A 26,618-nucleotide genomic window follows, 5' to 3' on the forward strand; every position below is an offset into this window, starting at 1 on the left:
GCCCCGCCCCGTCACAGCTGCCAGAACCGGAACAGGTGCTGGCCGAAGTAGATGTAGAAGTCGTCCACGCCGAACAGGTTCATGATCTGGTAGACCAGGTTGAAGAACCACTGGTTCACCTGCGACTGCCAGAAGATGATGAAGACCGCCAGCAGGCCGTACGGGGCGAACGGCTCGACCGCCCGCCGGGTCTTCAGCGACAGCCAGGGCTCGATGATGCCGTAGCCGTCCAGGCCCGGGACCGGCAGGAAGTTCAGCAGCGCGGCACTCACCTGCAGCAGCGCCAGGAAGGTCAGCGCCGCCGGGAAGGTGTGCACCAGGTACGGGCCGACCTGCGCGGTGCCCGGAGAGCCGTCCAGCCAGCCGGCGCCCACCGGCACCAGCAGCACGACCGCGAAGGCCAGGTTGACCAGCGGCCCGGCCGCCGAGATCAGGCTGTGCTTCAGCCGCCCGCGGATCCGGTGCCGCTCGATGAAGACCGCCCCGCCGGGCAGGCCGATCCCGCCCAGCAGCACGAAGACCACCGGCAGGATGAAGCTGGTCACGGCATTGGCGTACTTGAACGGGTTGAGCGTCAGATAGCCCTTGGCACCGACCGTGATGTCGCCGCCGTGCAGCGCGGTCCTGGCGTGCGCGTACTCGTGCAGGCAGAGCGAGACCATCCAGCCCGCCACCACGAAGAGGAAGACCCCGAAGCCAGCGGCCCCGTACCCCTGCCACACCGCCCATGCCGAGGTGCCCAGTATCGCGAGCAGCACCCAGAAGACCGGGCTGATCCGGCGCTCGTCGCTGGACCGGCGCGCGTCGGCAAAACTCATCACAGCTCCCTGGAGGATGTCGCCTGCTTCATCCCGCGAGCGTATAGGGCCGCCGCGCCGGGCGGAGCCCCCGTCCGGGACGGCCCGGATCCGCAGGCAGCAGAATGGTGCGGTGCACTATGGGATTCTCGGGACCACGACCGCGCAGCACGACGACGGCACCCCGGCGCCGCTGGGCGGTGCCCGGCTGCGTGCGCTGCTCGCCGCACTGGTGCTGCGCCAGGGGCGGCCGGTGCCGGCCGAGGTGCTGGCCGCCGAAGTCTGGGCCGACGAACCGCCCCAGGACCCGGCCGCCGCGCTGCAGACCCTGGTCGGCCGGCTGCGCCGCACCATCGGCCGCGCCGCGGTCGGCTCCGGGCCCGGCGGCTACTGGTTGACGGAGGATCAGAGCGACCTGACCCGCTTCCAGGAGCTGGCCGCCCGCGGCACGGCGGCGCTCGCGGCGGGCGAGGCGGCCACCGCGGCCCCGCTGCTGCGCGAGGCGCTGGCGCTGTGGCGCGGCCCGGCGCTGGCCGACCTGCCCGACCGGGCGGGCAGCGCGGTGCGGCTGGAGGCGCAGCGCACCGAGGCCCACCGGGCCCGGATCGCCGCCGACCTGGCGCTGGGCCGGGCCGCCGAGCTGCTGGCCGAACTCGCAGGGCTGACCGCCGACCATCCACTGGACGAGCCGCTGCAGGTGCTCTGGATCCGTGCGCTGCACGGCGCCGGGCGCACCGCCCAGGCGCTGGAGCAGTACGAGAAGGTGCGCCGCGCGCTCGCCGAGCAGCTCGGCGCGGACCCGGGCGCCGAACTGCGCGCGGTGCACCAGGAGCTGCTGCGGCCCGCCCCCGCCCCGCCCCGCCCCGCCCCGCCCCGGCGCCGAAGCCGGCGGCGACACCCGCACCCGCCGCGCCGGCTGCTGCCGAGCCCGGCAACCTGAAAGCCCGCCTCACCAGCTTCGTCGGCCGCGAGCAGGACCTCGCCGCCGTCGGCGAACTGCTCGGCAGCGCACGGCTGGTGACCCTCACCGGCCCCGGCGGCTCCGGCAAGACCCGCCTCTCGGTGGAGGCCGGCCGGCTGGCCCAGCACGCCGGCAGCTGGCCGGACGGCGTCTGGCAGATCGAGCTGGCCCCGCTGGAGGATCCGGCCGCGGTGCCCGGGGCGGTGCTCACCGCGCTCGGCCTGCGCGCCGTGCTGCACCACTCGGTCGGCTCGGTCACCGAGGGGCCGGTCGACCCGGTGCGGCGAATAGTCGAGCACTGCGCCCGCGCCAAGATGCTGCTGCTGCTCGACAACTGCGAGCACCTGATCCAGAGCGCCGCCGAGTTGGTCGACCTGCTGCTGGCCGAGTGCCCGCAGCTGACCGTGCTGGCCACCAGCCGGGAGCCGCTGGGTGTCCCGGGCGAGGCGGTGCTGCCGGTCGAGCCGCTGCCCGACCCGACGGCCCGCCGGCTGCTCGCCGAGCGCGGCGCGGCGGCGCGGCCCGGTTTCAGCACCGAGCAGGACCCGGACGCCTGCGCCGAGATCTGCCGCCGCCTGGACGGCCTGCCGCTGGCCATCGAACTGGCCGCCGCCCGGCTGCGCTCCCTGACGCCCCGCCAGCTGGCCGACCGCCTGGACGGCCGCTTCGCGCTGCTCACCGGCGGCAGCCGGGTGCTGCTGCCCCGCCAGCAGACCCTGCGCGCGGTGGTCGACTGGAGCTGGGAGCTGCTGGACGAGCGGGAGCGCGCGGTGCTGCGCCGGCTCGCCGTCTTCGCCGGCGGCTGGACCCTGGAGATCGCCGAACAGGTCTGCGCAGACGGCGAGTTGGTGCGTACCGCTGAAGTGGCCGAGCTGCTCGCCTCGTTGGTCGACAAGTCGCTGGTGGTGGCCGGGCTCGACCAGCCCGAGCAGCCCCGCTACTGGATGCTGGAGACCATCCACGAGTACGCGACCGAACGGCTGGCCGAGGCCGGCGAACCGCAGGCCGCGGACCGGCACCTGACCGCCTACCGCGAGCTGGTCCGGATCACCGAGCCGCGGCTGCACGGGCACCAGCAGCTGCCGATGGTCGGTGTGCTGGAGCGCGAGCAGCAGAACATCCGGGCCGCGCTGCGCCATGCGGTGGCGAGCGGCGCGGAGGCGGAGGCGCTGGCGCTGGTGCTCGGCATGACCTGGTTCTGGGTGCTGCGCGACTTCCGCGGCGAGGCCCGCAGTTGGGTCGACCAGGTGTGCGCGATGGCACCGGACCCGTACGGCCCCCACGCCCCCGCGCCGGTGCCGCTCGCCGAGGAACCGCTCGCCCACCCGTTCCCATGGCCGGAGGCAGTGCGCCAGGAGGCCCGCCGCCAGGTGTGGATCTACCATCTGGTGGCCCGCTTCGAGGGGGACATGGCGGTGATCGGGGACCCCGAACTGGTCGAGCGGGCGCCCAGGATCCTCGCCGCCTACAGCCCGGAGCTGCCGCAGTCCTACAACTTCGCGCCGCTGCTGCGGCTCTTCGCCTGCTTCCTGGCCGGCCAGGCGGAGCAGATGCTGGCGCTGCTCGACCAGGCGGTGGACGGCTGCCGCCGGTTCGGCCGGGAGTACGAGTTGGCCTGGACGCTGCAACTGCGCGCCAAGATGTCCAACGACCAGGTCGGCGGCCTGGAACAGGCCCGCCGGGACGGCGACGAGGCGATGGCCATCTACCGTCGGCGCGGCGACAGTTGGGGCATGTCCGAGACGCTGGCCGCGCAGGCCGAGACCTCCGGATTCTCCGGGGACAGCGCCGAGGCAGTGGTCCGCTACCGGCAGGCGATCGAGCTGGCCCTGGAGCTGGGTGCGCCGCAGGAACTGCCGATGCTCCAGGTGCGGTTGGGCGAGGCGCTGCTGGAGCAGGACGAGGCCGAGGGGGAGCGGGTGATCCGGGAGGGGCTGGCGGGCGCCGCCCGGACCGGCCGGTACACGGACGGCGCGCTGGTCTACGGCCACATGGTGCTCGCCGGCCTCCACGCCCACCGGGGGGAAACCGCGGCGGCACTGGCCGAACTCGCCGTCCTGGACGCCTCCCACCAGGTGCTCGAAGCGGCGGCGCCGGGCCTGATGGGCGGCCTGACGGCCTGCGCGGCGGCCCTGATCCTGGCCCGCTGCGGTGACATCGACGCCGGGGTGGCGCGGATGCGCGAGGGGGTGCGGATCCTGCGGGCGGTGCCGCACGCCGCCTCCGTCTTCGCCCAGCACATCACGCTGCAGATGCTTCCGGTGGTCGCCGGGGTGCTGGAGCTGCGGGCCGGACGGGACGACGACCGTGAACTGGCCCGGCTGGCCGCCGTCCTGTCGGGCGCGCACGGTGACCGGATGGGACTGCAGGGCACCTACATGGAGCGGCTGGAGCGGTCCCGGCGCGAGGCCGCGCTGGTCGCGATGCTGGGTCGCGAGGAGTTCGACCGGCTGGTCGAGCAGGGCGGCGGCCTGTCCTGGGACGAGACCACCGCCCTGCTGGATGCGCTGATGGCGGGCGACTGACGCCTCGTCAGGCCACCTTCCGGAACCGGGCCACCGCCAGCGGCGCGGTGACGGCGGTGATCGCCACCGACCAGAGCAGCACCACGGTGACCGAGTGGCCCGCCGGATGGCCGTTGATCAGGTTGCGGCAGGCGTCCGCCAGGTTGGAGAGCGGGTTGTACTTGGTGAACGCCCGCAGCCAGCCCGGCATGGTGCTCGGGGGCACGAAGATCGAGCTGCCGAACTGCAGCGGCATCAGCACCATCATGCCGACGCCCTGCACCGCCTGGGCGTTGTCCAGGGAGAGGCCGAGCAGCATGGAGACCCAGACCAGCGACATCCCGAACAGCAGCGACAGCCCGACCGCCGCCAGCACCCCGGTGATCCCGGTCTTCAGCTGCAGCCCGATGATCAGCGAGAAGACGATCAGCACGGTGTAGGCGACCAGGCCGCGGCAGGCCTCGGCCAGCATCTTGCCGATCAGCACCGAGGCGCGCCCGATCGGCAGGGTCCGGAACCGGTCCATCACCCCGGTCTTCAGGTCCGCGTTGAGGCCGGTGCCGACCGCCATCGCCAGGTTCATCCCGGTGGTGCCGAGCAGGCCGGGGATCAGCCACTGCTTGTAGGCGCCCTGGGTGCCGGAGATGGCGCCGCCGAAGACGTAGACGAAGAGCAGCGTGAAGATGATCGGCATCAGCAGTGCGTCGAACATCGACTCCGGATCGGCCTTGATCCGCATCAGATTGCGCCGGGTCAACGCGCCGATGTGGCGCAGATGGTCGATGAGGCCGATCCGGCGGTCCGCGAAGTCGGCGTCGGGAAAGGTGGTCGCGGTACTCATGCGCCCACCTCGCAGAGCTCGGCGGGGGCATTCGCCCACACGCGCCTTTCGATTATGAGCTTGCTTCGCGCACTCATCGGTCGGCCTCCTCGGCGGTCTGCGCAGCGGTGGGCTTGTTGGTGAGGGCCAGGAAGACCTCGTCCAGGCTGGGGACGACGGTGTCGATGCCGGCGACGCCGAAGCCCCGGCCGCCCAGCACCCCGATCACCTCGGTGAGTTGGGCGTCGCCGGTGATCGGCACGGCCAGCAGCCCGGTGTCGGTGACGGTGGCGGAGATCCCGCGCTCGGCCAAGCAGCCGGCCATCTCCGGCAGTTCGGCCGGGTGGCTGGGCCGGACCTGCAGCGTCTGGCCGCCGACCTGCTGCTTCAGGCCGTCCACCGTGCCGTTGGCGATCACCTGGCCGCGGTCGATCACCGTCAGGTCGGTGGCCAACTGCTCGGCCTCCTCCATGTACTGGGTGGTGAGCAGCACGGTGGCGCCGTCGGCCACCATCCGCTGCACCTCCTCCCACACCTCGTTGCGGGTGCGCGGGTCGAGGCCGGTGGTGGGCTCGTCGAGGTAGAGCACCCGGGGGCGGCCGATCATGCTGGCGGCCAGGTCCAGGCGGCGGCGCATCCCGCCGGAGTAGGTCTTGGCCGGGCGCCCTGCGGCCTCGGTGAGCGAGAAGCGCTCCAGCAGCTCCGCGGCCCGGGCCTTGGCCTGCTTGGCCGGCAGGTCCAGCAGCCGGCCGATCAGGTAGAGGTTCTCGGCGCCGGAGAGCAACTCGTCGACCGAGGCGTACTGCCCGGTCAGGCCGATGGTGCGGCGCAGCTGCTTGGGCTGGCGCAGCACGTCGTAGCCGCCGACCACGGCGGTGCCCGCGTCCGGCTTGAGCAGCGTGGAGAGGATCCGGATCAGCGTGGTCTTGCCGGCCCCGTTGGGCCCGAGCACGCCCAGCACGGTGCCCTGGCGGACCGTCAGGTCGACGCCGTCCAGGGCCTTGGTGGCACCGAAGTGCTTGACGATGCCGCGGGCCTCGACGGCGTTGCCCGATCCGGCGTTGTCCGATTCCGGGGCCCGACCGGCCTGTTGCCCCGAGCCCTTCGGGGCGGGTGCGATCTGCGTTGTCATGACACCAGACTGTCCGGCGCCGCTGTCAGGCCCCGGGCATCCGGCCGTCAGTGCTGTCGGCCCGCTGTCACCGGATGACAGCGGGCCGACAGTGCCTGCTCAGAGGGCTACTTGAAGGAGTGCTCCGGCGCCGGGAAGGTGGCGCCGCGCACCTCCTCGGCGTACTCGCGGGCCGCGTCGCCGAGCACGGCGCGCAGGTTGGCGTACTGCTTGACGAACTTCGGCACCCGGCCGGCCGTCATCCCGGCCATGTCCGTCCAGACCAGCACCTGGGCGTCGCAGCCCACCCCGGCGCCGATGCCGACGGTCGGGATGGCCATCGTCTCGGTGACGTGCGCCGCCAGCTCGGCCGGCACCGCCTCCAGCACCACCGCGAAGGCGCCCGCGTCCTGCACCGCCTTGGCGTCCCGCTGCAGTCGGTGGGCCGCCTCGTCGCCGCGCCCCTGCACCGGGTAGCCGCCGAGCGCGTGCACCGACTGCGGGGTGAGGCCGATGTGCGCCATCACCGGCACCCCGGACTCGGTGAGCAGCTCGATGGTGCGGGCGCTGCGCTCGCCGCCCTCCAGCTTGACCGCGCCGACCCCCGCCTCCTTCATCAGCCGGGCCGCGTTGCGCAGCGCCTGGGCGGGGGACTCCTGGTAGGAGCCGAACGGCAGGTCGCCGACGACCATGGCGCGCTTGGTGCCGCGCACCACGGCGGCCGAGAGGATGGTCATCTCGTCCATGGTGACCGGCACGGTGCTCTCGTAGCCGAGCGCGCAGTTGCCGGCCGAGTCGCCGACCAGCAGGACCGGGATGCCGGCCTCGTCGAAGACACCGGCCGTCAGGGCGTCGTAGGCGGTGAGCATCGCCCACCGCTCTCCGCGCTGCTTGGCGGCGGCCAGGTCCCGGACGGTGACGCGGCGGTTGGTGACCCCGCCGTAGAGCGAGTGCCCGCCGGACGCGGTGACCGCGGCGGCCGGTGCCTGGGTGGATCCCTGGTCCGGCGTCTGGGCAGGCGAAAGCTGAGAAGCGTTCATCGAACAGGCTCCTGATGGGTTGTGGTCTCGTGGCGCCGTGTGGCGTCCCCGGATCTCCTCCATGCTTGCACGGCCGGTGCGCCGCGCAAAGAGCCGGGGCGGGGGCTCCGGTTTTTCCCGAGGTCGCCGGTGCTTCACAGGGCCGGCCTCGGCCGTTTCCGAGACCGCAGGCTGCGTGCCCCGAGACCGCCGGCCGCCGTTCCCGGGACAGTCCGCGGGCGTTTCCGATACGAGACGTACTCGTATCGGAAATCAGGTACAGTCATGCCTGGGGGATTACGAGACGTGCGCGTCTCGCTGCGCCCGCCGCCAGCCGCTGTTCTCCGCATGGACGGGACATTCACGCACATGACCACCGCGATACCAGGCGCCGCACGACGGGTGCCGGAGCACATCCATCGCCGCCGCTGGGCGATCCTGAGCACGCTGATCCTGGCGCTGCTCGTCGTCGTCCTCGACAACTCGATCCTCAACGTCGCGATGAAGACCATCGCGACCCCGGCCCCGGTCGGCCTCGGTGCCACGCAGAGCGACCTCGAATGGGCCATCAACTCCTACACCCTGGTCTTCGCCGGCCTGCTGTTCACCTCGGGCCTGCTCGGTGACCGGTTCGGCCGCAAGAAGGCGCTGCTCAGCGGCATGCTGGTGTTCGGCGTCGGCTCGCTGCTGTCGGCGCTCGCCACCAGCCCGGGCCAGCTGATCGCCTACCGCGGCGTGATGGGCCTCGGCGGTGCCTTCGTGATGCCCGCCACCCTGGCGATCATCATGAACGTCTTCGAGCGCGCCGAGCAGCCCAAGGCGATCGGCGTCTGGGCCGGCGCGGTGGGCCTGGCGATCGCGATCGGCCCGATCACCGGCGGTCTGCTGATCGAGCACTTCTGGTGGGGCTCGGTCTTCCTGATCAACGTGCCGATCGTGGCCGTGGCGCTGGTGGCCATGTTCCTGATGGTGCCGGACTCCAAGGACCCCAACCCGGGCCGGCTCGACCCGGTCGGCGTGCTGCTGTCGATCATCGGCCTGGTGGCGCTGATCTACGGCATCATCAAGGGCGGCGACCTGGCCTCCGTCACCGCCACCCAGGCCTGGGTGCCGGGCCTGATCGGCGTGCTGGCGCTGGTCGCGTTCGTGCTCTACGAGAAGCGGATCGAGCACCCGGCGCTGAACGTCAGCTGGTTCCGCAACAAGGTGTTCTCCACCTCGGTGGCCGTGGTCGGCGTGGTCTTCTTCGCGCTGATGGGCGTCTCCTTCTTCGGCGTCTTCTACACCCAGAGCGTGCGCGGCTACAGCGCCCTGCAGTCCGGCGCGCTGATGCTGCCGCTGGCCTGCGCCCAGCTGGTCTTCGCGCCGCGGGCCCGCCTGGTGGTGGACAAGATCGGCGTCCGGGCCACCTGCGCCGGCGGCATGGCGCTGATCACCATCGCCTTCCTGGGCTACCTGCTGCTCGGCCAGCACACCCCGATCTGGGTGCTGGAGGTGATCGGCTTCGTGATGGGTGCCGGCATGGCGCACGTGATGCCGCCGGTGACCGTGGCCATCATGGGCTCGCTGCCGCGCGAGAAGGCCGGCGCCGGTTCGGCGATCAACAACACCTTCCGCCAGGTCGGCGGGTCGCTCGGGGTCGCGGTGCTGGGCGCGGTGCTCTCCACCGTCTACCGCAACGGCATCGCCGACAAGCTGCCCCCGCAGGCCCGCGACAAGGCCGGCGAGTCGCTGGAGGCCACCCTGGGCTTCATCCAGGCGCACAAGCAGACGGCCGGCGGGCTGGTCCAGCCCGCCTACGACTCCTTCCTGCACGCGATGCACACGGTGGCGGCCCTGTCCGCCGGGATCACCCTGGTCGGCGCGCTGCTGGCCTGGTTCTTCCTGCCGGCGCGGATCGCCGGCCCGGGCGGGGCGCCCGAGCCGGCCGGCGCCGCCGAGCGGGTCGACACGGCTGACGCCGTGCCCTCCGCCAAGGGCTGAGCAGGGCGAAGGAGAATAGGGCCATGGAGACAGATCGCCAGATTCCGCAGCCGACCTCCGAGCCGCCACGCTGTGGGGCGCCGCGTCGCGGGCGTCCCCGCTCGGAGGCGGCGGAGCTGGCGATCTGTCAGGCCGTGGAACGGCTGATGGCCGACGGCGGCACCCTGGCCGACCTCACCATCGAGGGCATCGCCCAGGAGGCCGGCGTAGGCAAGGCCACCATCTACCGCCGCTGGCCCAACAAGGACGCCCTGCTGGTCGATGTGATCGCCCGCCTGGAGGAGCCCGAGCCGGAGCTGCCCGGCACCAGCGTGCGGGACGACCTGGTGGTGATGATCGACTACATGCGCCGCCGCGGCCTGGCCAAGCGTTCGCGCTGGCAGCTGCGCGTCGCCCTGGAGCAGATGAACGCGCTGCCCGCACTCAAGGAGGTCTACTACGACCGGGTGATCCAGCGTCGCCGCTTGATGTCCCGGGCGCTGGTCGAGCGCGGCATGGCCAACGGCGAGATCCGCTCCGACCTGGACTCCGCGTTGATCTCCGAGATGCTGGTCGGGCCGATGCTGATGCGGGCCATGGTCTACCCCGACTCCCCGCTGGACGACCCGGAGCTGCCCGCGCTGATCGTGGACACCCTGCTGGAGGGCCTGGGTGGCCCGGCTCACAGCTCCGCGAATCCGGAACCCGCCGCACCGATGGACGCGTCGCTATCCGCATAGGCTGAGCCGACGAGCCGATCATCTCGGTGCGAACCCGTCCATTCCGGGTGAGCCCGATGAGCCGGGACCGTCGGGCTCGGCGCGGATGACGACGAAGGGGCCAGCGGATGACCCAGGCCGATCAGGTTGGGCTGCCCACGGATGGCGACCAGCCCGCCCCGGAGGCCCCGGCCGGCCGGTGGCGGTGGCGGTGGGGGACGGACTCCCGCGGCCGGAACTGCTGGCGGCGCGGCTGGGTGCTCGCCGTACTGGCCGCCGCCCTGGCCGGGCTGCTGGCCGGCCACCGGCTGGTGCCCGACTCCTTCGGCAACTTCGGCAGCCTGTTCGAGACCTTCCTGCCCTGGGCGGGCCTGCTGGTGCTGCCGCTGCTGGTCCTGGCGCTGCTGCGGCGCTCGGCGACCGCGCTGATCGCCCTGCTGCTGCCAGTCGCCGTCTGGACGCAGCTCTTCGGCGGCCTGCTGGGGGACAAGAGCGGCGGCAAGGGCGACTTCACCGTGGTGCAGCACAACGTCGAGGCCGACAACCCCGATCCGGCGGGCACCGTGCGGCTGCTCAACTCCTCCGGCGCGCAGATCATCGCCCTGGAGGAGCTGACCGGCCGGGCGCTGCAGGTCTACACCGCCGGCCTGGCCGCCAAGTACCCGTACCACGTGGTGGAGGGCACGGTCGGGCTCTGGTCCAGCTATCCGATCAGCGGTACCCGGGTGGTGGACATCAAGATCGGCTGGACCCGGGCGTTCCGCACCCAGGTGGACACCCCGCAGGGTCCGCTAGCCGTCTACGTGGCCCACATGCCATCCGTTCGGGTGAAGTTCGACGGCGGCTTCACGGCGGATCGGCGCAACGTCAGCGCCCAGGCGCTGGGCGACGCGATCCAGGCCGAGCCGCTGCAGAAGGTGCTGCTGCTCGGCGACCTCAACGGCACCATGAACGACCGCAGCCTGGCCCCCGTCACCTCGCAGCTGCGCTCCGCCCAGGGCTCGGCCGGCTCCGGGTTCGGCTTCAGCTGGCCGTCCGACTTCCCGATGGCGCGGATCGACCAGATCATGAGCCGGGGCATGAAGCCCACCGACTCCCGGGTGCTGGCGGCCGACGGCAGCGACCACCGGGCGATCGCTGCCGACTACCGCTACAACCGTTGACGCCGACCGCTGCAACCGCTGGCGCCTGCCGTTACAACCGCTACGCTCCCGCTCCCGCCGGTCAGCCCCGCCGCCAGCCGTTGGTGATCGGCAGCCGGCGGTCGCGGCCGAAGCCCTTCTGGGAGATCTTCGGGCCCGGCGGGTACTGGCGCCGCTTGTACTCGGCGGTGTCCACCAGGCGCCCGACCCGGTCCACCACGGCCGGGTCGAAGCCCTTGGCCACGATCGCCTCCCGGCCCAGGTCGTGCTCGATGTACAGGTCGAGCACCGAGTCCAGCAGGTCGTAGTCGGGCAGCGAGTCGGAGTCCACCTGGTCCGGGCGCAGCTCGGCGCTCGGCGGCTTGAGGATGGTGTTCTCCGGGATCGGCGGAGTCTCGCCGCGCTGCTCGGCCAGCTCGTTGCGCCACTTGGCGAGCCGGAAGATCAGCGTCTTGTAGACGTCCTTGATCGGGCCGAACGCGCCCACCGAGTCGCCGTACAGCGTCGAGTAGCCGACCGCCAGCTCGCTCTTGTTGCCCGGGGCCAGCACGATGTGGCCCTCCTGGTTGGAGATCGCCATCAGCAGCGTGCCGCGCAGCCGGGACTGCAGGTTCTCCTCGGCCAGACCGGTCAGGCCCAGCGACTCCATGTAGGCGTCGAACATCGGGGCGATGGACACGGTACGGAAGTTGAGGCCGGTGCGGTGGGCCAGCTCGGCGGCGTCGTCCTTGGAGTGCTGCGAGGAGTAGCGGCTCGGCATCGACACGCAGTACACGTTCTCGGCGCCGATCGCATCGCAGGCGATGGCCGCCACCAGCGCCGAGTCGATGCCGCCGGAGAGGCCGATCAGCACCGACTTGAAGCCGTTCTTGCGGACGTACGCCCGGGTGCCGGTGACCAGCGCGGCGTAGATCTCGGCCTCGTCGTCCAGCCGCGGGAAGTCCTGCGCCGGGGCCGGCTCGGACTGCTCGACGGGGGCGGTGCCCAGGTCGAGGCGGACCAGGCGCAGGCCGTCGCTGTAGACCGTGCCATCGGGATCCTGGCGGTCGGCGGCCGGCAGCTCCAAGTCCATGACCAGCAGCGCCTCCTCGAACTTCGGTCCGCGGGCCAGGAGTTCGCCGTCCTTGGTCACCACCAGGGTGTCGCCGTCGAAGACCAGCTCGTCCTGGCCGCCGACCATGTTGAGGTAGGCCAGGGTGCAGCCCGCCTCGGCGGCCCGGCGCCGGACCAGCTCCAGCCGCCCGTCGTTCTTGCCCTGCTCGTACGGCGAGCCGTTGACCACCAGCAGCAGCCCGGCGCCCGCCTCGCCCGTCGCGCGCACCCGGCCGCCCTCCTGCCAGATGTCCTCGCAGATGGCCAGGGCGACGTCCACCCCGTCCACCCGCAGCACCGGCAGCTGGTGGCCGGGCACGAAGTAGCGGTACTCGTCGAAGACGCCGTAGTTGGGCAGGAAGTGCTTGGCGAACCGCAGCGCCACCTCGCCCCGGTACAGCACCGCGGCGCAGTTCTGCGGCGACGAGGTCTCCGGCTTGCGCCCCAGGTAGCCGAGCACCACCGGGACCTCGCCAAGCCCCTCCGCGGCGAGCCGCTCGGCGGTCTCCACCAGCGCGGCCCGCGACGCCTCCACGAACGACGTCCGCAGCGCCAGGTCCTCCACCGGGTACCCGGTCAGGGCCATCTCCGGGAACGCCACCAACCGCGCCCCCGCCGCCACGGCCTGCCTGGACCAGCGGATCACCTCGTCAGTGTTGTGCGCGATATCGCCGACCCGCGGGTCGGTTTGGGCCAGGGCAATACGCAGATTCGGCATGGGCCCAGTGTAATCGTCGTTCTGACGCTATGGGGGGTGAGGGGCGCCGATGGACGCCGGGGCCCTCGGTGTTCGACCGGTTCGCACCCCGTTCCCGAGCTGTTCCGCGTCCCGGGTGCCCGGCTGGGGTCGGGATCCGGGATGATGGGGACTGGTCGGTCAGGTGTCCGGTGATCACGCTCGCAGGCGGGGTGCGAACGTAACACGAACGTAAAGAGCAGAGGTGAGACTGTCCCCATGGGCAAGCAGCAGGAGTTCGTGCTTCGTACGCTCGAAGAGCGTGACATCCGGTTCGTCCGGCTGTGGTTCACCGACGTGCTCGGCTTCCTGAAGTCGGTGGCCGTCGCCCCGGCCGAGCTGGAGCAGGCCTTCGAGGAGGGCATCGGGTTCGACGGCTCGGCGATCGAGGGCTTCGCCCGGGTCTACGAGTCCGACATGATCGCCAAGCCGGACCCGACGACGTTCCAGATACTCCCCTGGCGGTCCGAGACCCCCGGCACGGCGCGGATGTTCTGCGACATCCTGATGCCCGACGGCTCGCCGTCGTACGCCGACCCGCGGTTCGTGCTCAAGCGCACCCTGGAGAAGGCCTCCGCCCAGGGCTTCACCTTCTACACCCACCCGGAGATCGAGTTCTTCCTGCTGAAGAACCTCCCGGGCGACGGCACCGTGCCGGAGCCGGCCGACCAGTCCGGCTACTTCGACCACACTCCGCGCGGCGTCGGCCACGACTTCCGCCGACAGGCCATCACCATGCTGGAGTCGATGGGCATCTCGGTGGAGTTCTCCCACCACGAGGGCGCCCCCGGCCAGCAGGAGATCGACCTGCGCTACGCCGACGCGCTCTCCACCGCCGACAACATCATGACCTTCCGGCTGGTCATGAAGGAGGTCGCGCTGGAGCAGGGCGTGTACGCCAGCTTCATGCCCAAGCCGTTCTCCGGATTCCCCGGTTCCGGCATGCACACCCACGTCTCGCTCTTCGAGGGCGACCGCAACGCCTTCCACGAGTCCGGCGCCGAGTACCAACTCTCCAAGATCGGCCGCTCGTTCATCGCCGGCCTGCTCCGCCACGCCGCCGAGACCGCCGCCGTCACCAACCAGTGGGTCAACTCCTACAAGCGCATCTGGGGCGGCTCCCAGCGCACCGCCGGCGCCGGCGGCGAGGCCCCCTCCTACATCTGCTGGGGCCACAACAACCGCTCCGCCCTGATCCGCGTCCCCATGTACAAGCCGGGCAAGCAGGGCTCCACCCGCGTCGAGGTCCGCTCCCTGGACACCGGCTGCAACCCCTACCTCGCCTACGCCGTCACCCTCGCCGCCGGCCTCAAGGGCATCGAGGAGGGCTACGAACTCCCGCCCGGCGCCGACGACGACGTCTGGGCCCTCTCCGACGCCGAGCGCCGCGCCATGGGCATCCAGCCGATGCCGCAGAACCTGGGCGAGGCGATCGACCTGATGCAGCGCAGCGAGCTGGTGGCCCAGACGCTGGGCGAGCACGTCTTCGACTTCTTCTTGCGCAACAAGAAGCAGGAGTGGGAGGAGTACCGCAGCGAGGTCACCCCGTTCGAGCTGCGGAAGAACCTTCAGGTGCTGTAACCGAGTTCAGCGGCCGACCGCGAACACGAGCAGGCCCCGAGCCGGCGGAACGCCTCCGCCGGCTCGGGGCCTCGCGGGTATCCGGGGGTATCCGGGGGTTACGCACCCGCTGTTGCGGTCCAGGCGTGGGCGTTGCGCTGCGCGAACTCCCGGAAGGCGGTCGGCTTGCGACCGGTGACCTTCTCGACGTCCTCCAGCCGAGCGGCCCCACATCCACTGACACCCGGCAGCGGGGCCGTTTGGCGTCTTCTGATGGATGATCAGAATGCCATGTGGAGGAGTGGTGTAGGCGGGATGAGTGAATGGCGGGGGTCATTTGACGGGGGCTCGGCGTGCTCATCGTATTAGCGGACGTGGGCTGCTCATGATCTGAGTCACTGTTGGCTCGGTGTCATGAGGGAGTCCCTGTGAGTAGTCGTCAGGAATCGGCGAGCGGGCCGGTGAGCCGATGAGAGGCGCATGCCGCTGGATCGCCCCGCTCGTGGCACTCGGTGCTGCCAGTGGTGGGTTGCTGTACACCGCGCTGCCGGGCAACGCGCATGTCGGGCACGCGGGCCGGGTGGCGCTGGTGGGTTCGGCTGAGGCAGGGGACTCGCAGACGCCTCGGGACTCGGCTTCGCCTGTGCCGGTCGCCGCGCCTGACATGGCGTCGGAATCGGCGTCGCCGTCCGCTTCCGCGTCGCCGTCCGCGTCTGACCCTGCGTCCGCGTCGCCGTCCGCATCGGATTCCGTGTCGCCGTCCGACACCGCTTCGGCGTCCGCGTCCGACTCGTCCTCCGCGCCTGACTCGGCGCCGGCTTCGCCGTCCGCCGCTGCCTCCGCGTCCGACTCTCCGTCGGACTCCGCCTCTCCGTCCGCGTCGCCGCAGGCCGAGGCGAGCCCCTCGGCGTCCGACGCCGCGTCGCCGCAGGCCGAGGCGAGCCCCTCGGTGTCCGACGCCGCGTCGTCGCCCGCGCCCGAGCAGAGCTCGGCGCCCGTGCAGCAGGGCACCGACGGGCCGGAGCGGTGCCATCTGAAGATCGTCAAGACCGCCGACCGGGACCACTACCTGCCCGGCGAGATGGTCACCTACACCATCACGATCACCAATGACGGCAATCAGATGATCACCGGCGCGGTGGTCGCCGACGACCTCAGCGGCGATCTGCAGGACGGCGTGTACAACGACGACGCCCACGTCGGCACCGGCACGCTGAGCTACGCGCCGCCGATCCTGACCTGGGTCGGCGACCTGAAGCCGGGCGACAGCACCCAGATCGTCTACACCGTCACCGCGAACAACCCGGACAGCGGCCCCAAGCACCTCAAGGACGCGGTGACCGGCCCGGGGTTCAGCAGCTGCCCGACCGGCACCGAGGACGGCTGCCACCTGGACCTGGGCTCGCCGAGCCTGACGGTGAGCAAGGAGGCCGACCGCAAGCAGGCGAAGCCCGGTGAACTGGTCACCTACACCGTGCGGTTCGGCAACTCCGGCAGCGACCGGTTCCCGGACAACGACCTGCCCGTCATCACCGACGACCTGAACCAGGTGCTCCGGCACAGCACGTTCGTGGCCGGTTCACTGAGCTCGACGGTGCCGACCGCGACCTTCGACCCGACGGCCAGGACGATCACCTGGACCGGTGGGTTGGCGGCCGGTGAGGAGGGCTCGTTCAGCTACCAGGTGCAGGTCGACGATCCGTACTCGGGCGAGCGGTTCCTGCACAACACCATCGTGTCGCCGCAGTCGACGGACTGCCAGGAGGGCTCCACCGACGTCCGCTGCAGGGCCCACGTCGAGATCCGCCTGGAGGACCGCACGCCGCCCCCGCCCCACACGCCCGTTCCGACCCCGACCCCCACCCCGGCTCCCGTCCCGCCCCCGGCCCCGGTCCTGGTCCCGCCGGCGCCCGAGCCCCACCACCCGCAGCCCCAGGGCCACCACGAGCTGCCGCACACCGGCGTCACCGGCACCGCGGTACTGGCCGGCTCCGCGCTGGCGCTGCTGCTGGGCGGCGGCGGTCTGCTGATGCTGACCCGCCGACTGCGCAGGCACCGGCGCTGATCACCAGCAGGAACCGACCGGCCTGACGGCTGATGCGGGGCCCGACCACCACCCGGTCGGGCCCCGCACGCCTGCCCGCCGGCGACCGCTGACCCGCACTGACGGCCGACTGCGGCAGGTGCGCCGGGTGATCGACGCGGGTAGGTGCGAGATGATCGAGCCAAGCGCACGGAGCGACGGGAGGGCGCATGTCCGCTGCCGGGAACCGCCTCAGCCGACCGGAGAACCGGTTGGTCCGCCGGGGTTTCACCGACCCCGAGGCCGCCGTCCGCCGGCTGAGCGCACCCGCGCTGGTGGGGCTGGCCGACGACCCGATCCTGCTCGACGCGCTCGGGGCCACCGCCGACCCGGACCTGGCGCTGCTCGGCCTGGCCCGCCTGCTGGAGGCGCTCCCGGACGACGAGCGGCAGGCCCTGCGCGACACCCTGACCGCCTCGAAGCCGCTGCGCGACCGGCTGCTGGGCGTGCTGGGCGCCTCCGCCGCGCTCGCCGACCACCTGGCCACCCACCCCCGGGACTGGCACGCGCTGGTCACCTTCGAGCTGCGCGACATCCACCCGGGCATCGCCGACTTCCGCCGGGAGCTGGAGCAGCAGGTGCGCGACTCGCCGGCCGAGCCCGCCGACGCGCTGCGCGCCGCCTACCGGCGCTGCCTGCTCACCATCGCCGCCCGCGACCTGAGCGACACCGCCGACTTCGAGCAGACCGCGGCCGAACTGGCGGACCTGGCCGGCGCCACCCTGCGCACCGCGCTGCAGATCGCCGCCGAGCAGGAGCCGGCCGCCGCCGACGCCTGCCGGCTGGCCGTGATCGGCATGGGCAAGTGCGGCGGCCGGGAGCTGAACTACGTCTCCGACGTGGACGTGATCTTCGTGGCGGAGGCCCGCGAGGGCGTCGAGGAGAGCCGCGCACTGCAGGCGGCCACCCGGCTGGCCGCGGCGATGATGCGGCTCTGCTCGGACACCACCCGGGAGGGCACCATCTGGCCGGTGGACGCCAATCTGCGCCCGGAAGGCCGCAACGGCCCGCTGGTGCGCACCCTGGCCAGCCACATCGCGTACTACCAGCGCTGGGCCAAGACCTGGGAGTTCCAGGCGCTGCTCAAGGCCCGCCCGGTGGCCGGCGACGCCGAGCTGGGCGAGGCCTATGCGACGGCGCTGGCGCCGATGGTGTGGCAGGCGGCCGAGCGGGAGAACTTCGTCGCCGACGTCCAGCAGATGCGCCGCCGGGTGATCGACGCGATCCCGGTGACCGAGGTGGACCGGCAGCTCAAGCTCGGCCCGGGCGGCCTGCGCGACGTGGAGTTCTCCGTCCAGCTGCTGCAACTGGTCCACGGGCGCACCGACCCCGAGCTGCGCAGCGGCAACACCCTGGCCGCGCTGCGGGCGCTCTCCGCCGGCGGCTACGTGGGCCGGGCCGACGCGGCCGCGCTGGAGAGCGCCTACCGGTTCCTGCGCTCCCTGGAGCACCGGATCCAGCTGCACCGGCTGCGCCGCACCCATCTGATGCCGACCGACCCGGCCGATCTGCGCCTGCTGGCCCGCTCACTGGCCCCGATGATCAACGACGACACCCGGGCCGACCCGGTGGCCGCGCTGAACCGCGAGTGGAAGCGCCATGCGCTGGAGGTCCGGCGGCTGCACGAGAAGCTCTTCTACCGTCCGCTGCTGACCGCGGTCGCCAACCTGTCCGGCGGGGAGGCGCTCACGCCGGGCACGCCCGCGATGACCCCCGAGGCGGCCCAGGCCCGGCTGGAGGCGCTGGGCTTCGCCGACCCGCCGGCCGCGCTGCGCCACCTGCAGGCGCTGGCCAGCGGGGTCAGCCGGAAGGCGGCGATCCAGCGGACCCTGCTGCCGGTGCTGCTGGCCAGGTTCAGCGACTCGGCCGACCCGGATGCCGGGCTGCTGGGGTTCCGCCAGGTCTCCGACGCGCTCGGCCGCACGCCCTGGTACCTGCGGTTGCTGCGGGACGAGAGCGCCGCGGCCGAGGACCTGGCCCGGGTGCTGTCGGCCGGCCGGCTGGCGCCCGACCTGCTGCTGCGGGCGCCCGAGGCGGTGGCGCTGCTGGGCGATCCGCGCGGTCTGGAGGCGCGCGGCCGGCAGGCGCTGGAGGGCGAGATCATGGCGGCGGTGGGCCGGGCGCCGAGCGCCGCCCAGGCGGTGGCGGCGGCCCGCTCGGTGCGCCGCCGCGAGCTGTTCCGCACCTCGGCAGGCGATCTGCTCGGCCGGTTCGGCGACGCAGCGACATCTGAGGGTGGGGCCGAGGCGCTGGAGCTGGCCTCCAACGCGCTCACCGACCTCAACGCGGCCACCCTGTCCGGCGCACTGGCCGGCTGCGTCGCCGACTGGGAGCGCAAGCACGGGGAGCCGCTGCCGGCCCGGATCGCGGTGATCGCGATGGGCCGGTTCGGCGGCCATGAGCTGGGCTACGGCTCGGACGCCGATGTGCTCTTCGTGCACGAGCCGCTGCCGGACACCGAGCACGACGCGGCCGCCGCGGCCCGCTCGGTCTGCAACGAGCTGCGCACCCTGCTGGCCGCCCCGGCCACCGAGCCGCCGCTGCTGGTCGACGCCGACCTGCGGCCGGAGGGGCGGCAGGGCGCCCTGGTCCGCACCCTCGGCTCGTACCGGGCGTACTACCAGCGCTGGTCGCACGTCTGGGAGAGCCAGGCGCTGCTGCGGGCCGAGCCGGTGGCGGGGGACCAGGAGCTGGGGGAGCGGTTCGTCGAACTGATCGATCCGCTGCGCTACCCGCCCGAGGGGGTGTCCGAGACCGATCTGCGGGAGATCCGGCGGATCAAGGCGCGGATCGAGAACGAGCGGCTGCCGCGCGGGGCGGATCCGACCACCCACACCAAGATCGGCCGGGGTGGTCTGGCCGACGTCGAGTGGACGGTGCAGCTGTTCCAGCTGCGGCACGGCCATGAGCTGCCCGGACTGCGCACCACCCGGACCAGGCAGGCACTGCTGGCCGCCGTCCGGGCCGGGCTGCTGAACGCGGAGGACGGCGAGGTGCTGGACACCGCCTGGGTGCTGGCCTCCCGGGTGCGGTCCGCGGTGATGCTGGTGCGCGGCCGCCCGGGGGACAGCTTCCCCAGCGAACCGCGCGAGCTCGCGGGGGTGGCCCGCTACCTGGGGTACGGCGCGGGCCGCACCGGCGAGCTGGTGGACGACTACCGGCGGATCACCCGGCGGGCGCGCTCGGTGGTCGAGCGGGCCTTCTACGGGTGACGGCGCCTATGGCCGGCTGCGGCTGACGGCGCCTACGGCTGACTGCGGGGACGCCGCCTGCGGCTGGGCGGTCAGGGCCGGCTCAGCGGGAGACCTTGACCCCCACCGGGGTGGGCCGCTGCTCCGGCAGGGTGCCGGCCTCGGCCTGCCAGGAGGCCGGGATCTGCGGGAACTGGAAGGCCCAGCGGTGGTACACCAGCCGGGCCACCAGGAAGCCGACGGCCAGGCAGGCCGCGCCGCCGACCGCGTCCATCCAGAAGTGGTTGGCGGTGGCGATGATCACCACCAGGGTGGCGGCCGGGTAGGCCAGGCCCAGGGCCCGCACCCAGGTGCGCTCGGCCAGGAAGAAGATGCTCAGCCCGCACCACATCGACCAGCCGATGTGCATCGAGGGCATCGCCGCGTACTTGTTGGTGACGCTGGCCGCCGCGCCCGAGGCCAGGGAGCCCCAGGTGTGATGGGTGATCACGGTGTCGACGAAGCCGCCGCCGTTCATCAGCCGGGGTGGTGCCAGCGGAAAGAGGTAGAACCCGACCAGGGCGATGATCGTGGTGACGGCGAGCACCAGGCGCGCGGCCGCGTACCGCCCGGGGTGGCTGCGGTAGAGCCAGATCAGCACCGCGAGGGTCACGATGAAGTGCAGCGTGGCGTAGTAGTAGTTCATCCCCGTGATCAACCAACCCACCTTGTCGAGGGTGTGGTTGACCCAGCGCTCGATGGAGATGCCGAAGTCCTGCTCGGTGTGCCACACCCAGGTGGCGTGCCGCTGGGCGATCGCGTCCTGCTGCGGGATCGCGTTGCGCACGATGTTGTACAGCCAGTACGTGATGCCCATCAGGGCGATCTCGAACCAGAGCCGGGGCCGCTTGGGGCGGCGGCGGGCGCGGGCGATCCGGTGGCGCAGCGAGTCGGCCGAACTGACGGCCGTGCTGCCGCCGGTTCCGTTCGCGGCCTCGGCGGCCGCGCCGCCCGGGGTCTGAACGGAATCGCCGTGACGGGGCGCGGCGGTGTCGTCGCTGCCTGGCACATGGATGGTCGATTCCCCCATGGGGAAGAGTCTGCCAGACGTTCTGTGGCCGTCCGATCATCCTTTGGTCGTGGATTCGTCACCGGCTGTCCTCCCGCGGTACTAGGTGACCACCCCCAGTCGGGACGGGGGAGTCGGCACGCTACGCCCGATGGCGACGCGTCGGAGGAACACACATGGATTCCATTGTTACGCCGTCGCCAGGGGCCCGGCCACGCAGGGTCCCTTGCGGGACAAGGGGCTTGGGGATTCCGGACAGGTGGCTGTTTGTCCTTTCTGCATCTTGCTGAAAGATATTTCAGCCGCTAGCGTCCTCGCCACCCGAACGACGACGAGCCCGGCAAGGGAGCCGCTGTGCCCGCTGTTCCGCGCTACCCCAGGAGCGCCACCAGAAGGAGACGGAGCCGGACGGGGGTGCTGCTGGCCGTCGCGCTCACCGCGGCCGCCCTGGGCGCGGTCTCCCCGCTGCCCGCGGCGGCCGCCGCCCCGGCCCCGCCGTCGGACCGGGCCGTGGCCGGCCAGGCCGACCGCCACGACCTCACCAGGGAGCAGTACTACTTCGTCCTCCCCGACCGGTTCGCCAACGGGGATCAGGGCAATGACACCGGCGGCATCACCGGCACCCGGATGCAGAACGGCTTCGACCCCACCGACAAGGGCTTCTACCACGGTGGCGACCTCGCCGGCGTGATCGACAAGCTCGACTACATCAAGGGGTTGGGCACCACCGCGATCTGGCTGGCGCCGATCTTCAAGAACAAGCCGGTGCAGGGCACCGGGGCCAGCGCCTCGGCCGGCTACCACGGCTACTGGATAACCGACTTCACCCAGGTCGACCCGCACTTCGGCACCAACGACCAGCTCAAGGAGCTGATAGCGAAGGCGCACCAGCGCGGGATCAAGGTCTTCTTCGACGTCATCACCAACCACACCGCGGACGTCATCGACTACGCCGAGGGCAGCCACGCCTACCGCTCCACCGGCGCCTACCCGGTGCTGGACAAGAACGGCGCCCCGGTCGACACCACCGCGATCGCGGACGCCAACGCGGCGAACCACACGGCCGGTTACCCGGATCTGACGCCCGACTCGTTCCCGTACACCCCGGTGGTGACCCAGTCAGGCGTGAAGAAGCCGGACTGGCTCAACGACCCCACGCTGTACCACAACCGCGGCGACTCCACCTTCGCCGGCGAGTCCGGCACCGAGGGCGACTTCTCCGGCCTGGACGACCTGGACACCCAGGATCCGCGCGTGGTGCGCGGCTTCGAGCAGGTCTACCAGGACTGGGTGCGCACCACCGGCGTCGACGGGTTCCGGATCGACACCGTCAAGAACGTCAACATGGCGTTCTGGCAGCAATGGGCGCCCGCGCTCAAGCAGTTCGCGGCCAAGCAGGGCAACAAGAACTTCTTCATGTTCGGCGAGGTCTACTCCGCCGACCCGGCCGTCACCTCGCCCTATGTGACCAAGGGCAAGTTGCAGGCCACCCTGGACTTCCCGTTCCAGGACGCGGCCCGGCGCTATGTCTCGCAGGGTGGCTCGGCGCAGGCGCTGGCCGACCTGTACGCGCAGGACTACCGCTACACCTCGGCCGACACCAACGCGTACGAGCTGCCGACCTTCACCGGCAACCACGACATGGGCCGGATCGGCTCGTTCCTGCTCGCCGACAACCCCGGTGCCGATCAGGGCACGCTGCTGGCCAAGGACCAACTGGCCGACCAGCTCCAGTTCCTGACGCGCGGCCAGCCCGTCGTCTACTACGGTGACGAGCAGGGCTTCACCGGGCCGGGCGGTGACAAGGACGCCCGCCAGGACATGTTCGCCACCAGGACGGCCTCCTACGCGGCCGACCCGGTGATCGGCGGGCCCTCCGGCTCGATGGACCGCTACGGCACCAACGGGCCTATCTACCAAGGCATTTCCGACCTCGCCAAACTGCGCGCCGCCAACCCGGCGCTGGCGGACGGCGCCCAGATCCAGCGGTACGCGGCCAACGGGCCCGGGGTGTACGCCTTCTCCCGGATCGACGCCAAGGAGCAGGTCGAGTACCTGGTGGCGGTGAACAACGCGACCACCCCGCAGACCGTCCAACTGGGCACCTATTCGGCCGACATGGGCTTCGAGAAGATCTACCCGGCCACCGGGCAGAGGCTCACCACCGGTGCGGACCGGCAGTTGACCGTCACGGTGCCGCCGCTCTCCTCGGTGGTGTACCAGGCCGCCGCCAAGCTCGCGCCGTCCCCGGCCACACCCGCGATCACGCCGGTCATGCCGGCCGACGGGAGCACCGGCCAGGTCACCCTGGGGGCGCAGGTGTCCGGCGACGGCTTCCACCGGGTCGGCTATGCCGCTCAAATAGGCAACGGCCCATGGCAGTTGCTCGGAACCTCGGACTCCGGTGCCGACAAGGTGACCTGGGACCTGTCCGGCGTGGCCCCCGGCACCGTGGTGCGCTTCAAGGCGGTGGTCGCGGACGACGCCGGCCACCTGCGCGCGGCCACCGGCAGCTTCACCACCGGCACCCCGGCCCCGCAGTCGCCCCCGACCGCCGGTTCGCATCCGTACGCGGTGGTGCACTACCAGCGCGAGGACGGCAACTACGACGGCTGGAACCTCTACGCCTGGGGTGACATCGCCGACGGCGAGCAGACCACCTGGCCCGCGGGGCACCCGTTCATCGGCCGCGACGCCTACGGCGCCTTCGCCTACGTCAAGTTGAACCCTTCCGCCTCCGACGTCGGCTTCATCGTGGAGAACAACGGCACCAAGGACGTCGCGGCGGACCGCCACATCGACGTCGGCAGCACCGGCGAGGTGTGGGTGAAGGAGGGCGATCCGACCGTCTACACCACTAACCCGGCACCGCCGCCGGCGGCCGGGAGCGCGGTGATCCACTACCACCGGGCCGACGGCAACTACGCCGGCTGGGGCCTGCACGTCTGGACCGGTGCCGCCTCGCCCACCGACTGGACCCACCCGCTGCCGCCGGCCCGGCAGGACGCCTTCGGTGACGTCTTCGAGGTCCCGCTGGCCGCCGGCGCCACCAGCCTGAGCTACATCGTGCACAACGGCGACACCAAGGACCTGCCCGACGACCAGTCGCTCAGCCTTGCCACCCATGGCGGCGAGGTCTGGGTGCTCGGCGGCCAGGAGGGCTATCTGCTGCCCGAAGTCGCCACCAGCGGCGCGCAGTTGGACCTGAGCACGGCCAAGGCGCAGTGGCTGGACGCCTCGACGGTCGCGGTACCGGCCGGCTACGGCGCGGGTGACGCGGCCCTGCAGGGCGGCACCAGCGCCCAGCTGGTCTACGACCCGGCGGGAGGGATCTCTCTGAACAAGGGCGTGCTCAGCAAGCCGGGCTACTGGCTGCGGCTCAACCCGGTGGCCGGCGGCCTGACCGACGCCCAGAAGAAGAAGTACCCCAACCTGGCCGGCTACCGCGCCTTCAGCGTCGACCAGCGGGACGCCAAGCGGATCCCGCAGGCGCTGCGCGGTCAGCTGATCTTCACCGAGCACCTGCCGAACGGCGCCGTGCTGTCCGCCACCGGCGTGCAACTGCCAGGCGTGCTGGACGACTTGTACGGCAGCAAGGCCGCACAGGCCAAGCTCGGCCCGGTCTACCAGGACAACCGGGTGACCCTCGCGCTCTGGGCGCCCACGGCGGCGGACGTCGCGGTGCAGCTCTACGGCGGCCCGACCGGCGGCACCCCGCGGACGGTCCCGCTGAAGCGCGACGACGCCACCGGCGTCTGGTCGCTCACCGGCAGCCGGTCCGAACTGGCCGGCAAGTACTACCAGTACCAGGTGAAGGTCTGGGCGCCCAGCGTCCAGCAGCTGGTCACCAACCTGGTGACCGACCCCTACTCGGTGGCGCTCTCACCGGACTCGCAGCGCAGCCTGGTCGCCGACCTGACCGACCGTTCGACCAAGCCGGCCGGCTGGGACACCGACCGGGCTCCGGCGCCGGTGCCGCCCACCAAGCAGCAGATCCAGGAACTGCACGTGCGCGACTTCTCGGCGGCGGACGGCACCGTGCCGGCCGCCGAACGCGGCACCTACCTGGCCTTCACCGAGTCGCAGTCGGCCGGCATGCAGCATCTGCGCGAGCTGGCCAAGGCCGGCGTGACCACGATCCACCTGCTGCCCACCTTCGACATCGCCTCCATCCCGCCGGCCGCCGACCAGAAGCTGCCGCCGTGCGATCTGGCCGCGCTGCCCAAGGACAGCCCCAAGCAGCAGGAGTGCATCGCGACCGTCGCCGACCAGGACGCCTACAACTGGGGCTACGACCCGCTGCACTACACCGTCCCGGAGGGCGCCTACGCCAGTGACCCGACCGGCGTCCAACGCACCGTGCAGTTCCGGCAGATGGTGCAGGCGATCCACCAAGCCGGCCTGCGGGTGGTGCTGGACGTGGTCTACAACCACACGGCAGCCGCCGGGCAGGACCCGCACTCGGTGCTGGACCGGATCGTGCCGGGCTACTACCAGCGGCTCAGCGACACCGGCGCCGTCACCACGGACAGCTGCTGCGCCGACACCGCGCCCGAACACACCATGATGAACAAGCTGGTGGTCGACTCGGTGACCACCTGGGCCGGCCAGTACAAGGTGGACGGCTTCCGCTTCGACCTGATGGGCCTGGATCCCAAGTCGACCATGCTGGACGTGCAGTCGGCCCTGCACAAGCTGACCCTCCAGCACGACGGAGTGGACGGCGCCGCGGAGTTCCTCTACGGCGAGGGCTGGAACTTCGGCGTGGTGGCGAACAACGCCCGGTTCGAGCAGGCCACCCAGCTGAACATGGCCGGCACCGGGATCGCCACCTTCAACGACCGGATCCGCGACGCCGGGCGGGGCGGCACCTTCATGCTCTCCTCCGCGCCGCAGCAGGGCTTCGCCTCGGGGCTGTTCACCGACCCCAACGGCAATGCGGCGAACGGGAGTTCTGATCAGCAGGAGTCGACCCTGCTGCACCAGATGGACCAGATCAAGGTCGGCCTGACCGGCAACCTGGCCGGCTACTCGTTCACCGACAGCACGGGCAAGGCGGTCACCGGGGCGCAGGTCGACTACAACGGCTCGCCCACCGGCTATGCGGCCAACCCCGGTGAGGCGGTGGAGTATCTGGACGCGCACGACAACACCGACCTGTTCGACGCGCTCGCCTACAAGCTGCCGACCGGCACCAGCCCCGCCGACCGGGCCCGGATGCAGGCGCTGGGCCTGTCGCTGACGGCGCTCACCCAGGGCCCCGGCTTCGCGGTGGCCGGCAGCGACCTGCTCCGCTCCAAGTCGCTGGACAGCAACTCCTTCAACTCCGGCGACTGGTTCAACGCGATCCACTGGCAGTGCGCCGACGGCAACGGCTGGGGCCACGGGCTGCCGCCGGCCGCCGACAACCGGTCGATGTGGCCCACCGATGCCGCGCTGCTGGACAACTCGGCGCTCACCATGGGGTGTTCGCAGATCAGCGCGACCGCCGAGCAGTACCGCCAGTTCCTCCAGATCAAGCAGTCCTCCCCGCTGTTCGCCCTGCCCACTGCGGCGGACGTGCAGCGCCGGCTGAGCTTCCCGCTCTCCGGCACGGCGGCCGAGGTGCCGGGCGTGATCACCATGCACCTGGACGGCACCGGCCTGGCGGGCGCCGAGCGCGGTCTGACGGTGGTCTTCAACGCCACCCCGGTCACCCAGACCCAGCGGGTGGACGCACTGCGCGGCACTGCCGAGAAACTGCACCCGGTCCAGGCCAATGGCGCCGACGCGGTGGTCAAGCAGACCGCTTTCCAGTCGGATTCAGGGATCTTCACAGTTCCTGCACGCACGGTGGCGGTGTTCGTACAACAGTGAGTCAGTATCAAGTCAGC

15 protein-coding genes are annotated in these 26,618 nt (G+C 71.7%); 9 read left to right on the forward strand and 6 right to left on the reverse strand.

From position 1 onward, the window contains the following. Positions 1-11 precede the first annotated feature (11 nt). Complete coding sequence (locus E6W39_RS30055) at positions 12-818, reverse strand: site-2 protease family protein (RefSeq protein ID WP_141636166.1); 807 nt, start codon at positions 816-818, stop codon at positions 12-14. Positions 819-930: 112 nt separating this feature from the next. On the opposite strand from E6W39_RS30055, the gene E6W39_RS43745 reads away from it, so the two are divergent. Both E6W39_RS43745 and E6W39_RS30060 read left to right on the forward strand, forming a co-directional pair. After that, entirely contained in the window at positions 931-1,737 is an 807-nt protein-coding gene (locus tag E6W39_RS43745; protein WP_323809107.1) for an AfsR/SARP family transcriptional regulator, read from the forward strand. Between the two features lie 74 nt (positions 1,738-1,811). Continuing rightward, positions 1,812-4,283, forward strand: a complete 2,472-nt coding sequence (locus E6W39_RS30060) for an ATP-binding protein (RefSeq protein ID WP_323809164.1) — start codon at positions 1,812-1,814, stop codon at positions 4,281-4,283. Positions 4,284-4,290: 7 nt separating this feature from the next. On the opposite strand, the gene E6W39_RS30065 is transcribed toward E6W39_RS30060, so the two are convergent. The 3 genes from E6W39_RS30065 to panB all read right to left on the reverse strand — a co-directional run bounded on the left by E6W39_RS30065 (position 4,291) and on the right by panB (position 7,233). Further along, complete coding sequence (locus tag E6W39_RS30065) at positions 4,291-5,103, reverse strand: ABC transporter permease (protein WP_141636167.1); 813 nt, start codon at positions 5,101-5,103, stop codon at positions 4,291-4,293. Positions 5,104-5,176: 73 nt separating this feature from the next. After that, positions 5,177-6,214, reverse strand: coding sequence for an ATP-binding cassette domain-containing protein (locus E6W39_RS30070; RefSeq protein WP_141636168.1), 1,038 nt, complete (start codon positions 6,212-6,214; stop codon positions 5,177-5,179). Between the two features lie 107 nt (positions 6,215-6,321). Then, the gene (gene panB / locus E6W39_RS30075; RefSeq protein ID WP_141636169.1) at positions 6,322-7,233 is read right to left on the reverse strand and encodes a 3-methyl-2-oxobutanoate hydroxymethyltransferase; all 912 of its coding nucleotides are present in this window, start codon (positions 7,231-7,233) and stop codon (positions 6,322-6,324) included. 348 nt (positions 7,234-7,581) lie between these two features. Between panB and E6W39_RS30080 the strand changes: the two genes are divergently transcribed. From E6W39_RS30080 to E6W39_RS30090, 3 genes are all read left to right on the forward strand, one after another. After that, positions 7,582-9,195 (forward strand): MFS transporter, encoded by a 1,614-nt coding sequence (locus E6W39_RS30080; protein WP_141636170.1) that lies wholly within the window; start codon positions 7,582-7,584, stop codon positions 9,193-9,195. A 23-nt stretch (positions 9,196-9,218) separates the two neighbouring features. Beyond that, positions 9,219-9,914 (forward strand): TetR/AcrR family transcriptional regulator, encoded by a 696-nt coding sequence (locus tag E6W39_RS30085; protein WP_141636171.1) that lies wholly within the window; start codon positions 9,219-9,221, stop codon positions 9,912-9,914. A gap of 107 nt (positions 9,915-10,021) precedes the next feature. Next, positions 10,022-11,056, forward strand: coding sequence for an endonuclease/exonuclease/phosphatase family protein (locus E6W39_RS30090; protein ID WP_141636172.1), 1,035 nt, complete (start codon positions 10,022-10,024; stop codon positions 11,054-11,056). Between the two features lie 61 nt (positions 11,057-11,117). Here the strand turns inward: E6W39_RS30090 and E6W39_RS30095 are convergent, their stop codons facing one another. Next, positions 11,118-12,845: an NAD+ synthase gene (locus tag E6W39_RS30095; RefSeq protein ID WP_141636173.1), complete on the reverse strand. Its 1,728-nt coding sequence runs from the start codon at positions 12,843-12,845 to the stop codon at positions 11,118-11,120. 237 nt (positions 12,846-13,082) lie between these two features. Between E6W39_RS30095 and glnA the strand changes: the two genes are divergently transcribed. The 3 genes from glnA to E6W39_RS30110 all read left to right on the forward strand — a co-directional run bounded on the left by glnA (position 13,083) and on the right by E6W39_RS30110 (position 19,718). Continuing rightward, positions 13,083-14,444, forward strand: coding sequence for a type I glutamate--ammonia ligase (gene glnA, locus E6W39_RS30100; protein ID WP_141636174.1), 1,362 nt, complete (start codon positions 13,083-13,085; stop codon positions 14,442-14,444). Between the two features lie 928 nt (positions 14,445-15,372). After that, positions 15,373-16,488 (forward strand): DUF7927 domain-containing protein, encoded by a 1,116-nt coding sequence (locus tag E6W39_RS30105; RefSeq protein ID WP_141636175.1) that lies wholly within the window; start codon positions 15,373-15,375, stop codon positions 16,486-16,488. 188 nt (positions 16,489-16,676) lie between these two features. After that, positions 16,677-19,718, forward strand: coding sequence for a bifunctional [glutamine synthetase] adenylyltransferase/[glutamine synthetase]-adenylyl-L-tyrosine phosphorylase (locus E6W39_RS30110; protein ID WP_141636176.1), 3,042 nt, complete (start codon positions 16,677-16,679; stop codon positions 19,716-19,718). An 82-nt stretch (positions 19,719-19,800) separates the two neighbouring features. On the opposite strand, the gene E6W39_RS30115 is transcribed toward E6W39_RS30110, so the two are convergent. Further along, on the reverse strand, positions 19,801-20,766 hold the full coding sequence (locus E6W39_RS30115) for a phosphatase PAP2 family protein (protein ID WP_141636177.1): 966 nt from the start codon (positions 20,764-20,766) through the stop codon (positions 19,801-19,803). A 333-nt stretch (positions 20,767-21,099) separates the two neighbouring features. Here E6W39_RS30115 and pulA point away from each other — a divergent pair, with 333 nt between their 5' ends. Continuing rightward, positions 21,100-26,601, forward strand: a complete 5,502-nt coding sequence (pulA, locus tag E6W39_RS30120) for a pullulanase-type alpha-1,6-glucosidase (RefSeq protein WP_141636178.1) — start codon at positions 21,100-21,102, stop codon at positions 26,599-26,601. Positions 26,602-26,618 lie beyond the last annotated feature (17 nt).

Source organism: Kitasatospora acidiphila, from assembly GCF_006636205.1.
Classification (GTDB): Bacteria; Actinomycetota; Actinomycetes; order Streptomycetales; family Streptomycetaceae; genus Kitasatospora; species Kitasatospora acidiphila.